Origin of the sequence: Sporofaciens musculi, from assembly GCF_009830285.1 — a bacterium.
In the GTDB taxonomy this organism is placed as follows: domain Bacteria; phylum Bacillota; class Clostridia; order Lachnospirales; family Lachnospiraceae; genus Sporofaciens; species Sporofaciens musculi.
In genome coordinates, this window is record NZ_WUQX01000001.1 from 823,106 (window position 1) to 839,702 (window position 16,597).

Sequence of the window (16,597 nt, forward strand, 5' to 3'; positions counted from 1 at the left end):
TTTATGACAAAGGAACGCATTGAAAAGGAGCTTTCCAAAGTGGATGCGCAGCTTGAATCCTTGCAGGCGAAAAAGAAGGATTTGGAAGAACAGAAGCGCATGGCGGAAAGAACAGAAAAAATGGATATTATCGAAAAGCATAAAATCTCGTCCGAGAAGCTGCAATTACTCATTAAATTCAGCGAGGACGAGATTTTGAAGTTATTGGAAGAAAAAGAAAATGCAAAGGAGATGGCAGGAAATGAAGAAAAAGTTATCAGCTAGGGCGGCGGTGTCGCTGCTCTTGTCGGCATTATTGTTCTGTATGCCCGTAGGGGCGTTTATGGCGAACAGCGGGAATACGGTAGATGTCTATGCGGAGGGTGCGCTTACAGAGGAAAGCGGCGAAACGTCAGAGAAAGGCAGTACCGAAGCGGAAACAGAGGAAAGCACTGAGACAGAGGAAAATACGGAAACCGGAGAAAGTGAAACTGGGGAAACAGAATCCGAATCCGGCGAGAATGAAGGCGAAGCAGAATCCGGTGGCAGTGGGGAAGGTACGGAAGGCGGAACAGTATCCGGGAATGAAGTTCCGGAGCCGGAATGTACCTGCAAAGAAAAATGCACACAGTATTCCGCTGATAAAGATTGTGAGGTCTGCAAGGGGGATTTCAGCTTATGCGAATATGTGAACCCGAATGTAAAAATCACAATCTCCACTCCCTCCGGCTGGCACAATGACACCACAAAGGTACATATCTCCGTTGAAGATGTGGCACATTCCGGCAACTTCTCCATAAAGACGGTGCAGGCGAAAGTGGCGCAGAATGGGAGCTGGACGGACATCACAGAGGATATGTATGTGGAGATTTCAGAAAATGCCACCGTCTATGTGCTTGTGACAGACCAGAGGGGCAAGACCTATGAGAAAAACCGCTATATCAGGTGCTTTGACTTCACGAAGCCTACCTTAAACGCTGCGGTCAGTGACGGATTGTTAAGCGTACAGGCGCACGATATGGATTCCGGCATCAAGGCGGTGTATGTGAACGGGTATGAATTTACGGAGCTTACCAATGGCGTGTTGAATATCCGCCTGCAGCAGTTTGACGCAGGCTACCAGTATTTCACCATTTCCGCAATGGACAATGCCGGGAATATGTCAGAAGTCTATAAGACAGCGAACCCGTATTATACCGATCCGGAAAAGGCGGACGGGAATGAGAAGAACCCGGCAGAGCAGCTCCCGGTGAACGCACAGGCAACCAAGCCTTCCTCCGCTACCGCACAGGTAACGGAACATACCAAAACGGACAGTGACGGGAACACCGTTTCCGAAAACAGCCTTGCAGAGCAGAAAAAGCAGGCAATGGCGGAAGCGGCGGCATCGGAGAAGAAAGAGGAAGCCGGGGAGAAGGAGAAAAGCGAAACGGGGAAGGAATTTTATACAATCCAGACCGCATCGGAAAAAGTATTTTACCTTATCATTGACCGGGACGGGGAGGAAGAAGTGGTTTATTTCCTGACGGAAGTTACGGAAAATGACCTGTTGAACGTGACAGCGGACAACAGCGACACCTTACCGCAAAATTCCGCCGCACTGGAATCCGCAATCCCTGTGACGGAGGGCGCACTTCCCAATAATAACGGGGAACAGGAAACGGAAGAAGAAGCTGCGGAAGAAGCGGCAGAGGACGGGGAGGAAAATACCGAAGAACCCGAACCGGAGTCGGAGAAAACAGGGGAAAACCCGGCGGCAACCTATATCATTCTTGGGCTTGTGGCGGTTGTAGCCATTGGCGGCGGCTATTATTTCAAGGTAGCAAAGAAAAAGAAAGAGGAATTTCTTGACGAGGACGATGATGAGGAGGAAGAAGAATACGAAGATGATGAGGAGAATGAGGAAAAAGAGGATGATTTCTTTGAGGATGACGGGGAGGAGTAGACGGCGATATGGCAGAAAAGAAATATTCAGTTATTCTGGCTGATCCCCCTTGGCATTACTATGTACATTCTAAAAAAGATGCGGGAAGAACCGCAGAAAGCCACTATTCCACCATGAACATTGAAGATATAAAGGCACTTCCGGTAGCTGGCATTGCGGACAAGGACTGCGCCTTATTTCTTTGGGTGACATTCCCATGCCTTTTGGAAGGTTTGGAAGTGATAAAAGCATGGGGGTTTGCTTATAAGACGGTAGCGTTTGTATGGGTAAAACAGAATAAAAAGAGTGAGTCGCTTTTTTGGGGTATGGGGTATTGGACACGCAGTAATGTAGAAATCTGCATACTGGCAACAAAGGGCAGACCAAAGCGTGTCCATGCAGGGGTACATCAGGTAGTAGTATCCCATATCGAAGAACACAGCAGGAAGCCGGAAGAAGTACATCACCGGATTAATCAGCTAATGGGTAGTGTGCCCAAAATAGAACTTTTTGCCCGGAGAAAGGCAGAGGGGTTTGATGTGTGGGGAAATGAAGTGGAATGTGATATTGAGTTGATAGGAGGAAAAGAAAAATGCAGTTAGTGATAGCGGAAAAACCGAGTGTAGCAAGGAGCATTGCGGAGGTAATCGGCGCAGCAGAGAACCATGACGGATATATGGAAGGGAATGGTTATGTTGTGAGCTGGTGCGTAGGGCATCTGGTGGAGCTGGCACAGCCGGAAAGCTACGGGGAGCAGTGGAAAAAATGGACGTATGAGAGCCTGCCCGTCAAGCCGGAAACATGGCGGTATGAGGTGAAGCCGGACACGAAAGCGCAGTATGACGTGCTTTTCCAGTTGATGCACAGGGAGGACGTTTCGGCTACGATCTGCGCCACTGACGCCGGACGGGAGGGAGAGCTTATCTTCCGCCTTGTGTATGAAATGGCAGGCTGTGACAAGCCGATCAAACGCCTGTGGATTTCCTCAATGGAGGAAAGCGCCATTCGTGAAGGGCTTGAAAATTTACAGCCGGGGAGCGATTATGACAACCTGTACCATTCCGCACTGTGCAGGCAGGAAGCGGACTGGCTTGTGGGCATCAACGGTACAAGGCTGTTTACGGTTTTATATGGCGGAAAGGTTTTAAAGGTGGGGCGGGTGCAGACACCCACCCTTGCGATGTTAGTAGACCGGGAAGCAAAGATTATGAATTTCCAGAAGGAAAAATATTACATGGCACATATTCTGATGGACGGGATGGATGCCGCCACCGGGCGTATTGATGATAAAAATGAAGCGGATGAGATTGCGGGGGGTTGCCAAAACGGGCAGGCTCTTACCACGTCCGTTGTGAAAGAGGAAAAAACGGTTATGCCGCCGAAGCTCTATGACCTTACCACGCTCCAGAGGGATGCGAACCGCTTGTTTGGATTTACCGCAAAGCAGACCTTAGAGTACACACAGAGCCTTTATGAGAAAAAGTTAGCCACATATCCGAGGACGGACAGCCAGTTCTTATCCGATGACATGGGGCAGACCGCAGAGGGCGTGATTGAAGCAGTGTTCAGTTCCCTGATGTTTGAGGAAAACAAGGTTTCCAGACCAGACATAAAGCGGATTCTGAACAGTAAAAAGGTGACAGACCACCACGCCATTATCCCCACAATGGAGATAGCGAAAGCTGACCTTGCGGCACTGCCGGAAACGGAGCGTAAAATCCTGTCTTTGGTTGCGAACCGCCTGTTATGCGCCACCGGGGAGAAACATCTGTATGAAACGGTAAAGGCGGAGTTTTCCTGCAATGGACATACTTTTGCGGTTTCCGGGAAGTCCGTCACGCATAACGGGTGGAAGTCCTTTGAGGATGCCTTTAAGCGTTCCTTTAAAATCTCCGGGAATCAGGAGGAAGAAAAAGAGGAAAAGAAGCTGCCGGAACTGTCGGAGGGACAGGCATTTGACGGTGTGCAGACGAAAGTCAGCGAGCATTTCACTTCGTCGCCGAAGCACTTTACGGAAGATTTATTATTATCGGCAATGGAACGTGCCGGGGCGGAAGATATGGGCGATGACGTGGAACGAAAAGGCTTGGGTACGCCTGCGACAAGGGCGGACATCATTGAGAAGTTAGTCAGGGACGGGTTTGTGAAGCGTGAGAAGAAGCAGATCATACCAACAGAGGACGGAATGAAGCTGATTACGGTGCTGCCGGATGTGGTGAAGTCCCCGAAACTTACCGCCGATTGGGAAAATGCCCTGACACTGGTAGCGAAAGGGGAGCTTCCTATGGAGGACTTCATGGCGGACATTGAAAACATGGTGTCGGAACTGATACATACCTACCATGAGGTCAGTGACGAACAGAAAAAGATGTTCGCACAGGAGCAGGCGGCTCTTGGGGTATGCCCGAACTGCGGCGGTCAGGTGGTAAAAGGAAAATTCGGCGCTTACTGCGTGAAAAAATGCGGTATGAACGTGAGCCGGGTAATGGGTGCTGCCCTTACCGATGCACAGGTGAAGGATATGCTTGCCGGAAAGAAAATCCTGTTAAAAGGGTTAAAGAGCAAGGCGGGCAAGCCCTATGATGCTTATATCATTCCGAGTGGGATGGAAGAATACCATTACACCAAAGACGGGGCAGAAAAAAGCGGGGTACAGTTTAAGTTTGTCATGGAGTTTCCGAAAAAGAAAACTTCTGGCGGGAAGAAGAAATAAGGGAGGAAGAAAGATGTTTACAACCGGGGATAAGTTATTAAACGTGATGAAAGAGGAAGAAATCAGCATTATCGAGCTTTCCAGAATGTCGGGAGTGCCGGAGAGGATAATCATGGATATTCTGGCGGGCATCAGGGAGCCGGAGCTTGGCGTGGTATGCAGGATTGCGGACGGACTTGGCATCTGCGTCCATGAACTTCGTGCCGATGAGGAACAGTATGCCATATCCGTACAGAAAGATACCCTTGCAAAGCTGATCGTGGTCAGCGAGATAAACGGTGTGGAGCTGGAGGAACTGATACATACCATTCTGGAAAAAGGCATTGAGGAACATGGCTTTTATGAATAATGAAAATTTAATATAGTTGATAAAAATAGACTGTAAAGCATTTAAAAGTGTTTTGCAGTCTATTTAGAAGTAGTTGAGATTTATGTGGTTAAAGGATATAATTAGAGAAAGGTTGTGCTATTATGAAGTAGGGAGATTATGAAAGATGAACTTATTTGAAAAAGGGGAAACAACATCATGGTTTAGGGCTATATCTGATAATATTAGAAATGAAATAAATAATTTGGCAAATACAGAAATATGTAACACCGATTTGGGGGATTTGACAGAGTATTATTTCGCAAAGTATCAAATTGAAGAAATTCAGATATTTACGGAAAACATAACGAAAGAGCTTACCGAAACAAAATTACAAAGATATAATCAGTTCTATCGCCCCGGATATAGTGAATTTGGTTCTCAGTATCATATGTTAGATGGCTATAAAATTACTTTTACAATTCCTTTTGATGGCGATAAAGATTTATTGGATTTAAGACCGTCAACTTTTTATAGGCAAAGTTTTCCAGTTGACAGAGTAATAGCACCAACTGACGATGATTATGGGAAAATTATATTTTCTCTGGAGTACGCAAAGAGTGAATTGCAAAGAAGTGAGAATAGTAATGAGATTGTTCAAAAGGGGTTTCAGCGTGAAATAGATACATATTTTAAGACAATAGAAACGATAAATCAGGAAGTGAGAAGCTATAATAACGGTTTGTCAAATATTGTAAACAAATATTTGGAAACAAGGTTACAAAAACAAATGATTATTTACAAATGAGAGAAAGATTGGAATTGCCATTAAAGCTGAATAATGCACCCAACACAAAGCCTGTTATTTTAAAAAAGCAAAGAAGAAAAAAGAAATATCTTTTCCAAATAAGAAAGAGCCTGAGAAAAATTATGAGATTTCCGATGCGCATTACGAAAATATAAAGAGTATTATTTCATTAGCGTGTGTATCTATGGAAAAAACTGCTCGTACTTTTAGTAAGTTGTTGGAAGAAGAATTGAGAGATATTATTTTATCAAACTTGAACACACATTATCAGGGTACAGCTTCAGGGGAAACTTTTAACAAAATTGGAAAAACTGACATCTATATTCCATTTGATAATAAGGCAGCATATGTAGCTGAATGTAAAATTTGGCATGGCAGTAAAAAATTTGTTGAAGCAATAGACCAGCTATGCAGTTATACAACTTGGAGAGAAACAAAAACATCACTTATAATTTTTAATAAGGAAAATAAAGATTTTGAATCGCTGCTTGATAGCATAGATCAGGCTTTGAACGCATCAGATAGGTGTAAAAATATCATTCGACTTGAACATAACCAGTGGCAAGGTATTTTTTCTAAGGAGTCTGATTCAAAAGATACATTGACGATTAATGTAATGGTATATGATTTATACATTAAGCAATAAAGATGTTTGTTTTATATTGAATATTATATTTGGAGTAGCACTTAGGAGAAATCTTAGGTGCTTTTCTTATATTAAAAATCCGAGGAAAGGAGCATACAAAAATTGAATAAAGTTTACCGTCACTGGTGGCAATGGCTTATGAACGAACCATAGCCACCTTTTATATTGCCCAAAAACAATAAACAGGAAATGGAGGATTGCCATGAGAAAATATGACTTAATTTCCATACTCTCCGAAGAAACTTCAAGGAGGGTGACGAGAAATGAAGAAAGCTGGAAGAAATATTTGAACACAGCATCAAGGCTCTACAAATACCCGTTCAAAGACCAGCTCCTTATCTATGCCCAAAGACCGGACGCCACAGCCTGCGCTTCCATAGAGATATGGAATGAAAAAATGCACTGTTGGGTAAACAAGGGCGCAAAGGGGATTGCACTTCTTGACGAAGAAGGGAGTCCCTACACCGGACTGAGGTACGTTTTTGACATATCGGACGTGCATAAGGCAAGGCGCATCGGGCGTTTCCCTCAGCTTTGGGAGATGCGGGAGGAACATCAGGAAGCGGTTCTGAACCGTCTGGAAGGGATTTACGGGGATACTGACAAAGAAGCCGGGTTTACGGACAGGATCAGGGAGATTGCTTCCCGGATTGCACAGGACTGTTATGGGGAGCTTGCTTCGGATATGGAATATCTGAAAGAGGGAAGTTTTCTGGAGGAACTGGACGAACTGAATATTGCTGTTCGTGTCCGGGAAACACTGGCGGACAGCATCGCCTACACCGTCTTAAAGCGGTGCGGCATGGAAGATGCGGAGCTGGCAGAGGAAATCCAGTTCCCCTATATCCATGAGTTTAATACAATAGAAACCCTGTCACATATCGGTGACAGCATATCCGATTTATCCAAGCCTGTGCTTATGGAGATTGGCAAAGCAATCGGGGTGTATGACAGGGAAATCGCCGGAAAGGAAGCAGCGAGAAATTTTGCCCAAAAAGGACTTGCAAATACCTCTGACACACGCTATAATGCTTTAAAGCGTGAAAGCGAAATGGAGGACGTACAACCTACCACACAGACCGGAAATGCCGGGGAAAGGGGAAATAATGATGAATCTGACCTACGAGAAGAACGGGGATTACATGATACCGATGTTACAGGTGGACGAGCAGCCGGAGGGGACGCTCACGAAATACGGGCTGATGAGGAAGAATTACTTACAGGAACACAAGAAGGGGATTTACACCGGGCTTCTGCTGAAAGGAAAGCTGAAAGAGCATCTTCTGACCATTCAGGAGCAGGCGGAGCAGAGGATGGAACTGCTGACCGGGCAGATGATGAAGCAGGAGGGAGTGACGGAAAAACTCAAAGCAGAGAACCAGATGCTCTGGGTTCAGAAGATGAACAACATCAGGCACTCGGCGGAGGAAATCGTGCTGAGGGAACTGGTATACAGCCTGTAAATGAGGAAGAAATAACTGAAAATAAGGAATTGACAGAGCCGGGTAATGGAGAAAGCGCATTATCCGGTTTTTCTTTGTCTGGCGAGGAAATCATTAACAGGCATTGGGCAGAGATTGAAAAGGGGATTTTGCAGTTTGATGAATTTATGATGCATAAATGCCCGGATATTGCCGGGGTAATGCTTTTTGAGCCGGATAAGGATAAACAGACGGAATACATCAAAAACAGTTACCGGCATGGGGAAAACACAGAGTTTTATGTGGGGAAAGAAAGAGCCGGATACAGGGCGGACGAAAGCGGTATGACGCTTTGGAACGGAACATATGCACATCGGAAAGCAGAAGCAGTTATTACATGGGAAGCTGTGAGGGACAGTATCGCCTTTTACATGGAAAAGGGCGAATATCTGAAAGAAGGGCAGATTCCGCAGTGGGAAGAACCGAAGGAAACGGAAGTTTACCAGCAGCTTAGTTTATTCCCCACCATAGAGGAACAGATCGGCACGATAGAAGCGGCGCAGGCAGGAGAGAAATATATCATGCCCGCCGCTTTTTCTCTGCCAAAGGAGCAGCTTGAAGCCATTTTACGCACAGGGGGCGGACGGGATAACAGCAGGAGCCGCATTTATGCCAAGTACCAGCAGGGCAAAACGCCGGAGGAAATGGCGGAGTTTCTGAAAAATGAGTACCGAACTACGGGGAAAGGCTTTGATTTTGGCAGCAATCCCATTTCCGTCTGGTTCAATGAATCCGGCATGAGCGTCGGCTACGGGATGTCCGCAAAGGAAAACCCGGTTGCGGTGATGGGATGGCAGGAAATAGAGGGCGTTGTCCGTTCTATGGTGGAGAATGGCTCTTACATGGGCGCAAATGAAGTGTTCCTTGTGGATGCGGTGGAACGTCAGAGGGTGTCAAATGACCTGTTCAATTTCTTTTGGGACGGTATCGGGGAAGCGCCGGAGAGCATACCGATTAAAAGCCACAACCACCCGGAGAGCATGACAATCCTGTGCGAGCTTTTATCCACACAGGAGGGGCGCGATGTCATCGCCGGGGAGCTTTCCCACGCAAAAGAGCAGATTGAAGCCGGGGAAAAGCAGATCAGGTGGCGGTATGTGAAAAAGCCGGAGCATCTGCTTTCAGAGATTGCGGATTTAAGTACAGAGAAAACGGAATACCCGGTACAGGACAGCATGGAGGTGCTGCATGAGGATTTTATTACACAGGATGAGATAGATGAGCGTCTGACAGGCGGCAGCAACTATCATCATGGGCAGTTCCGTATCTATGAGTATTTTATGGAAGGGCATGATAAGAAAGAAAATATTGCTTTCCTTAAAAATGAATACGGGACGGGCGGCGGCGCTCCCGCCTTAATCGGTTCAGACCGGAGCGATGAATGGCACGATTCCAAAGGAATCAAACTGGGGAAAGGCAGGATAGGCGATCCATACGCAAAAGTGCTTTTAAAATGGAACGTGGTGGAGAAGCGCATCAGGGAGCTTGTCAATGCGGATAAATACCTTACGCCGAAGGGCAAGGAAGCCTTTGCACAGTACAAAAAAGAGCAGGCGGAGGAAGCCATGCGCCGGGAGCAGGAAAAGCTGGAGCATGGTGTCCGGGTAGAATGTAAAGATGCCATAGAAAAAGCGATTGCGGAGAAATTTGACGGTTACACCCTTCCGGGGGATGCCGCAGAGGGCGTTATCCGGCAGTATGGGAAGGAACGTGTGGAAATCGTCCTTGCAAACACAATCATGCACTTATCCCATGACGGGCGGTTTTCCCCCGACAATAAGGAGTGGGCAAAAAGCCTTGTCCCTTCCGCTGACTGGCAGACCAGGGATTACCTCGTCACGTCCCACCCGGCTGTGCTGGACGGTTTTACAAACCAGACAAGGCGGTACATAGAGCGTGACAGGGAGCCGGAAAAAATTGCTGTACCGGAACAGGAAGCGGAAATTTCCGGGGAAAAATCCCAAAGTCCCGAACCGGAAAATAAAGCCAGCGACAATGAAAAAGCGCTGATGGAAAGGCTTGCGGAGATGTCCGCTGTGGTAAAAATCTGCGGTGCGCTTTCTATGAAAGATGTGGTCGGCTGGAACGAGGATACCGGGGCGGTTGCCATTGAGGATGACAGCAGGAGGTTAGAGGGCAAGGCGGTCTATGATGCTCTGTTTTTAGAAGCCACTGATTATGTCCTGATGCAGTCATTAAGCGGCAATACGGAAAAAGCGGTGGAAATGGATGCTCTGCTGAAGGAGGCTCAGAAGTATGCGGCACGTTATGAGAGCGAGCAGGAACAGCAGAGGGAAAGACACGCTGCGGAAGTTTCTGAAGCAGAGCTGTCAGAAGAAAAGAAGGAAGAACCTCTCCCGGATGCCGAGCCGGAAAACCTTACAGAAGAACCAGAACAGGAAGAAACAACACGTTTTACGGTTACGGAAACTTCGGATGCCTTTACAGAGCCTTATGCGGTATGGGACAGCGAAGCACAGGATTATTATATAACTGGCGATGGCACAGTGCCGACGTTTGGCACAGCGGAGGAAGCGGATGTTTTCTGCCAAAATCTCAACGGAGATTTACAGGGGAAAGAAGCAGAAAATATGGTTACAGAGCCGGGAACTGTTTCAGAATCAAAAGATACTGCTGAAAAAGATGATTTCCCCGACATTGACACACAGGCTATCCGGGAAGGTCTGGAAAAAGCGGGCATTGTGGACGGGCAGGTTGTAGACGAAAATGCTTTGGAAAACAGCCCGTTTATCCAGCAGGTCATGGGGGATGTGGAAACTCTGACCGGGGGCAATCCGCCAGAACCGGGGAAGGCATCAGGAAAACAGTCGGAGATTGATAAATCAAATGCAGTGAATTACCATATCTCTTTCAACGAAGCAGAGAATACCGGGAAAGGATTTGCGCCGAAAGAGAAGTTCCGGCAGAACGTGGAAGCCATACGAACCCTTGAAAAGATTGAAAGTGAACGCCGCACTGCCACACCGGAAGAACAGGAAGTTTTAGCAAAATATGTGGGTTGGGGCGGTCTTGCAGATGCCTTTGATTCTTCCAAAGCGAACTGGGCGAATGAGTATCAGGAGTTAAAGAGCCTGTTATCCCCGGAGGAATACGCTTCTGCAAGGGAAAGCACCTTAAATGCCCATTATACAAGCCCGGTCATCATTCAGGCAATCTATGACGCAGTGGGGAAAATGGGGTTTGCCAGAGGGAATGTGTTAGATCCCGCCGCAGGCATCGGGAATTTCTATGGCTGTCTGCCGGAGGAAATGAAGGGAAGCAGGCTCTACGGGGCGGAGCTTGACGGGATTACCGGGCGCATCGCAAAACAGCTCTACCCTCATGCGGACATTCAAATCACTGGCTTTGAAAACACCACCTATCCCAATGACTTTTTTGACGTGGCGGTAGGAAATGTGCCTTTCGGACAATATAAAGTGTCTGACAGGCAGTATGACAAGCACAATTTTTTGATACACGATTATTTTTTCGCAAAGACTTTGGATAAAGTGCGTCCGGGCGGCATTGTTGCCTTTGTCACTTCAAAGGGAACGATGGATAAGAAAAACCCGGAGGTGCGGAAATACCTTGCACAGCGGGCGGAGCTTTTAGGGGCAGTCCGGCTCCCGAACACAGCCTTTAAGGAAAATGCGGGTACGGAGGTCACTTCGGACATTCTGTTCTTAAAGAAGCGTGACCGGGTGTTAGACATTGAGCCTGACTGGGTGCATCTGACGGAAAAAGACGGTATCGTGATGAACCAGTATTTCGCAGACCACCCGGAAATGGTGCTTGGAAAAATGGAGATGGTTACAGGGGCGCATGGCATGGAGAGCGCCTGTCTGCCGGATGATTCCCTTCCCCTGTCGGCACAGCTTAACCATGCGCTTTCCCATGTGGAGGGCAGCATCGAGCAGGCGGATTTTAACGAGATTGAAGATGAACTGGCAAGGGAGAACATACCCGCCGATCCGGACGTGAAGAATTACAGCTATACCGTAGTGGACGATAAAGTGTATTACCGGGAAAATTCCATTATGAAGCCTGTGGACGTGTCGGAGAAAGCGGAGCAGCGCATGAAGGGCATGGTGGCAATCCGGGACTGTACGCAGGAACTGATAAACTTCCAGTTGGAAGAATACCCGGATGAAATGATTAAAAATAAACAGACGGAGTTGAATCAATTATACGATGATTTCTCCAAAAAATTCGGTCTTATCAGTTCACAGACCAATAAAAGGGCGTTCAATCAGGATTCCAGCTACTGCCTGTTATGTTCCCTTGAAAATCTGGACGATGAGGGGAAGTTTATTGGCAAGGCGGATATGTTCACGAAGCGTACCATTAAAAAGCAGGAAGTTGTGACGAGCGTGGACACAGCCAGTGAAGCGCTGGCGGTATCTTTAAGCGAGAAGGCGGGCGTGGATTTAGCCTATATGTCACAGCTTGCGGATAAAAGCGAGGAAGAAATCACAAAAGAGCTTGCCGGGGTAATCTTCCAGAACCCGGTCACAGAGGAATGGGAAACCGCAGACGAGTATTTAAGCGGGAATGTGCGGGAGAAGCTGTCAGTGGCGAGAACCTTTGCGGAAAACCACCCGGAATACGCCATTAACGTGTCCTCACTGGAAAGCGTACAGCCGAAGGAGCTTGACGCATCGGAGATTGAGGTGCGTATCGGCGCAGCATGGATTTCCACAAAATATATTGAGGACTTCATGCGTGAAACTTTTGAAACGCCGGGATACCTGCTTGAACGTAAGACAATGGGCATACAGTATTCAGGCGTGACCGGGCAGTGGAACGTGAAGGGGAAAAATGCGGACAGGGGAAACGCACTTGTCAATATGACCTACGGAACAGGGCGGGCAAACGCATACAGGATTTTAGAGGATTCCTTAAATCTGCGTGACACCCGTATTTTTGACATTGTGACAGAGGACGGGAAAGAAAAAAGAGTCCTCAACAAAAAGGAAACCATGCTTGCAAGCCAGAAGCAGGAAGCAATCCGGGAAGCCTTTAAGGACTGGGTGTTTCGTGATCCGGAGCGCAGGCAGGATTTATGCGCAAAATATAATGAGCTTTTCAATTCCACCAGACCGAGAGAATATGACGGTTCGCACTTAAAATTCCCCGGCATGACACCGGACATTGTACTCAGACCGCACCAGCTTAACGCTGTGGCGCATCAGTTATACGGGGACAACACGCTGCTTGCCCATTGCGTGGGGGCAGGCAAGACCTTTGAAATGATTGCGGCAGCAATGGAAAGTAAAAGATTAGGATTGTGTCAAAAGAGTTTATTTGTTGTGCCGAACCACCTGACGGAGCAGTGGGCGAGTGACTTCCTGCGCCTGTATCCGGGTGCGAATATCTTAGCGGCAACCAAGAAAGATTTTGAACCCGCCAACCGGAAAAAGTTCTGTTCCAGAATCGCAACCGGGGATTACGATGCTGTGATTATCGGACATTCCCAATTCGAGAAAATCCCGCTTTCCACCGAAAGACAGATGGCGATGATTGAAAGGCAGATAACGGAAGTTGAAATGGCAATCGAAGCGCTCAAAGCGGAAAACGGCGAGCGATACTCCATTAAACAGATGGAAAAAACAAAGAAATCACTGTCCGCAAGGTTGAGCCGGTTAAATGATTCCAGCCGGAAGGACAATGTTGTGACCTTTGAACAGTTGGGCGTGGATCGGCTGTTTGTAGACGAAAGCCATAATTATAAAAACCTGTTCCTTTACACAAAAATGCGGAACGTGGCGGGCATCGCACAAACGGAAGCGCAGAAATCTTCGGATATGTTTGCCAAGTGCCAGTATATGGACGAACTGACCGGAGGGAAAGGCATCACATTTGCGACGGGTACGCCAATCTCAAATAGCATGACGGAATTATACACTAATATGCGTTATCTCCAGTACAATACCTTACAGCGTTTGGGATTGGGGCATTTCGATAGTTGGGCGGCATCATTTGGGGAAACCCAGACAGCGATTGAGCTTGCGCCGGAGGGGACTGGATACAGGGCAAAAACAAGGTTTGCAAAGTTTTTCAATCTTCCGGAGCTGATTGCGTTATTTAAGGAGAGTGCGGACATTCAGACGCCGGATATGCTGAAACTTCCTGTGCCGGAAGCAGATTATGAAAATATCGTGTTAAAGCCGAGCGAGTACCAGCAGGACATGGTTCAGTCACTTGCGGACAGGGCGGAGGCGGTCAGGGACAGGAAAGTGCAGCCGAACATCGACAATATGCTGAAAATCACCAACGATGGAAGAAAGTTAGCGTTAGACCAGCGGCTCATCAATGATATGCTTCCCGATGAAGAAAACTCCAAAGCCACAACCTGTGTGGATAAGGCGTTTGAGATTTGGGAGCATACAAAAGAGCAGAAATCGGCGCAGCTTATCTTCTGCGATTTATCCACACCGAAGGGAGATGGGACATTTAACGTATATGAGGACATCAGGGATAAGCTCATGGCGAAGGGAGTGCCGGAGCAGGAGATAGCTTTTATCCATAACGCCAATACGGAAACAAGGAAAGCGGAGCTGTTCGCAAAAGTAAGAAGCGGGCAGGTTCGTTTTTTGTTAGGCTCAACCGCAAAAATGGGAGCCGGAACCAACGTGCAGGACAGGTTGATTGCGTTACACCACCTCGATGTGCCCTGGCGTCCGTCCGACATTGAACAGCAGGAAGGGCGGATTTTAAGGCAGGGCAACATGAATGACAAGGTGAAAATATTCCGGTATGTAACAGAAGGTACGTTCGATTCGTACAGTTGGCAGCTTATCGAGAATAAGCAAAAATTCATCGGGCAGATTATGACGAGCAAATCCCCAGTCAGAAGCTGTGAGGACATAGACGAAGCGGCTCTCACTTATGCCGAGGTGAAGGCTCTGGCAACAGGCAATCCCTATATTAAAGAAAAGATGGATTTAGATATTCAGATATCCAAGCTAAAGCTGTTAAAGGCGAACCACACCAGTCAGAAGTACCGCTTAGAGGACAACATCGTGAAGCACTACCCGGTGCAGATTGCTTCCATGAAAGAACGCCTTGCGGGGTATCGTGCCGACATTCAGACCTACGCACAGAATAAATTCCCGGATAAAGACACTTTCTCCATAAAAATCGGGAACCGGGTATATACGGACAAGAAGGAAGCCGGGGCAGCGCTGATTGATATGTGCCGGAGCGCAAAACAGCCGAATATGGCGGTCACAATCGGGGAGTATCAGGGGTTCAAGATGAGCGTTTCCTTCGATTCGTTCTTTTCCAAGTTTACGGTGAATTTAAAAGGCAGCATCAGCCATGAGGTGGAAATCGGCACTGATCCGTTGGGAAATTTGCAGAGGTTAAGCAACGCCTTAGAGGGCATGACCGGGAAAATGGAAACGGTGGCGCAGAAGCTGGAGAACGTGGAGCATCAGCTTGAAACCGCAAAGGTGGAGGTCACAAAGCCATTCGCACAGGAAACGGAGCTTGCGGAGAAACTGGAACGCCTGACAGAGCTAAATGCCCTGTTAAACATGGACGAAAAGGGCGGCGATGGGATTGATATGGACGATGAGCCGGAGAATGACGGGGAACAGGAGGAACTTGATACAGAGGAAATGGGGCGTGATGCGGAAGCGGTGGCGGATGCGCCTTTCAGACCGCAGGTGAACCGGGCAGTATCGGAGAAGGTGGCGGAGCATGGGAAGGAGAGGATGTTAGCCGACAGTCCGAGAGGGCGCATTTCCGTAAAAGAGAAACTTGCCGAGATGCGTGAGAGGGCATATGGGCAGAAACAGCCGGAAAAGCCGGATATTTCAAAAGGTAAAGGAAAAGAGGAAAGTTTATAAGGAGGGCAAAATGGAAACAGCAGGACAGAACACAAAACAGGTCATGGAGGAAAATGACGCATTAAAGCAGCTTATGGAGCTGCTGAACCAGCAGAACATGAACGAGCAGTCACAGGATTTTATGGGGGTTTTCTGGTATGTGGCGGGTATGCAGGTGCAGCTTGCCGCAATGGTGGATGAATTACAGGGTGTCCGGGAGCAGCTTTCGCAGATGCAGGAGAAACAGCCGAAGTCCGTTACGGAGAACCTTATGGAGAAAATATCCCACCTTCAGGAGAAAGTCACAAGCCTGTCGGAACGTCTGACAGCGGTAAGAAACCGTCTGGTGGAAACAGCAGCGCAGGCGGTCAGCACTTTTAAGGAAAAAGGCAGGGCGGAGATGTGCAAGGTTCTCCAGAAAGGAATCTCCGGCGTGAAGTCCATGCTTTCCGGCTACCGGGAACGTCTGGTTGACGTGATAACGGACTGTGAAAAGACAGCCAACCAGATTGACAGCATCGGGGATGAATTGAAACAGATTGGGAACAGCGTTTCCAACGTGGGCAGGCTGTTAGCCGGGAAAGGAACGAAAGAGGCATCGGACGAAAAGCCGGGTGTCGGTCTGACGAGGGCGGTCAACACGCCTGTAAAAAAGGCAGTGGAGAACCTGCGGAAGAAGATTAACGGGGCGGATCAGGCGTTTGAAAAGCTGGATCGGCTCTCTGCCCGTCTGGATGCCGGGAAGGAAGCGGAGAAAGGAGGGCGGGTGTCCGTAAAGGATAAGCTGTCGCAGATGAAGGAAAAGGCGGGACAGCAGAAAAAAGCGCCGGAGCCGGATAAGGCAAAAAGCAAAGAGGAATGTTTATAAAAATATCAGCGAATAAAAATATCCAAAGAGGGGGCAGAC

The 16,597-nt window shown here is 47.8% G+C and carries 9 protein-coding genes; all 9 read left to right on the forward strand.

Features of this window, described 5'->3' with window-relative positions; all coding sequences use genetic code 11:
* Nucleotides 1–3 precede the first annotated feature (3 nt).
* The 9 genes from GN277_RS04070 (at nt 4) to GN277_RS04110 (ending at nt 16,558) form a co-directional block, all read left to right on the forward strand.
* Complete coding sequence (locus tag GN277_RS04070) at nt 4–264, forward strand: cell envelope biogenesis protein TolA (protein WP_159749911.1); 261 nt, start codon at nt 4–6, stop codon at nt 262–264.
* A complete protein-coding gene (locus GN277_RS04075) occupies nt 242–1,924 on the forward strand; it encodes a CD1107 family mobile element protein (RefSeq protein ID WP_159749913.1) in 1,683 nt (560 codons plus the stop codon). Before GN277_RS04070 ends, GN277_RS04075 begins: the two co-directional genes overlap by 23 nt.
* 8 nt (nt 1,925–1,932) lie before the next feature.
* Entirely contained in the window at nt 1,933–2,505 is a 573-nt protein-coding gene (locus GN277_RS04080) for an MT-A70 family methyltransferase (RefSeq protein ID WP_089774879.1), read from the forward strand.
* On the forward strand, nt 2,496–4,616 hold the full coding sequence (locus GN277_RS04085) for a type IA DNA topoisomerase (protein WP_159749915.1): 2,121 nt from the start codon (nt 2,496–2,498) through the stop codon (nt 4,614–4,616). Before GN277_RS04080 ends, GN277_RS04085 begins: the two co-directional genes overlap by 10 nt.
* 13 nt (nt 4,617–4,629) lie before the next feature.
* A complete protein-coding gene (locus tag GN277_RS04090) occupies nt 4,630–4,965 on the forward strand; it encodes a helix-turn-helix domain-containing protein (RefSeq protein ID WP_159749917.1) in 336 nt (111 codons plus the stop codon).
* Nucleotides 4,966–5,110: 145 nt separating this feature from the next.
* Entirely contained in the window at nt 5,111–5,731 is a 621-nt protein-coding gene (locus GN277_RS04095) for a hypothetical protein (protein ID WP_159749919.1), read from the forward strand.
* Nucleotides 5,732–5,915: 184 nt separating this feature from the next.
* Entirely contained in the window at nt 5,916–6,377 is a 462-nt protein-coding gene (locus GN277_RS04100) for a hypothetical protein (RefSeq protein ID WP_159749921.1), read from the forward strand.
* A gap of 202 nt (nt 6,378–6,579) precedes the next feature.
* Complete coding sequence (locus tag GN277_RS04105; protein ID WP_159749923.1) at nt 6,580–15,711, forward strand: DUF3849 domain-containing protein; 9,132 nt, start codon at nt 6,580–6,582, stop codon at nt 15,709–15,711.
* A 10-nt stretch (nt 15,712–15,721) separates the two neighbouring features.
* Entirely contained in the window at nt 15,722–16,558 is an 837-nt protein-coding gene (locus GN277_RS04110; RefSeq protein WP_159749925.1) for a DUF6674 family protein, read from the forward strand.
* Nucleotides 16,559–16,597: the final 39 nt, after the last annotated feature.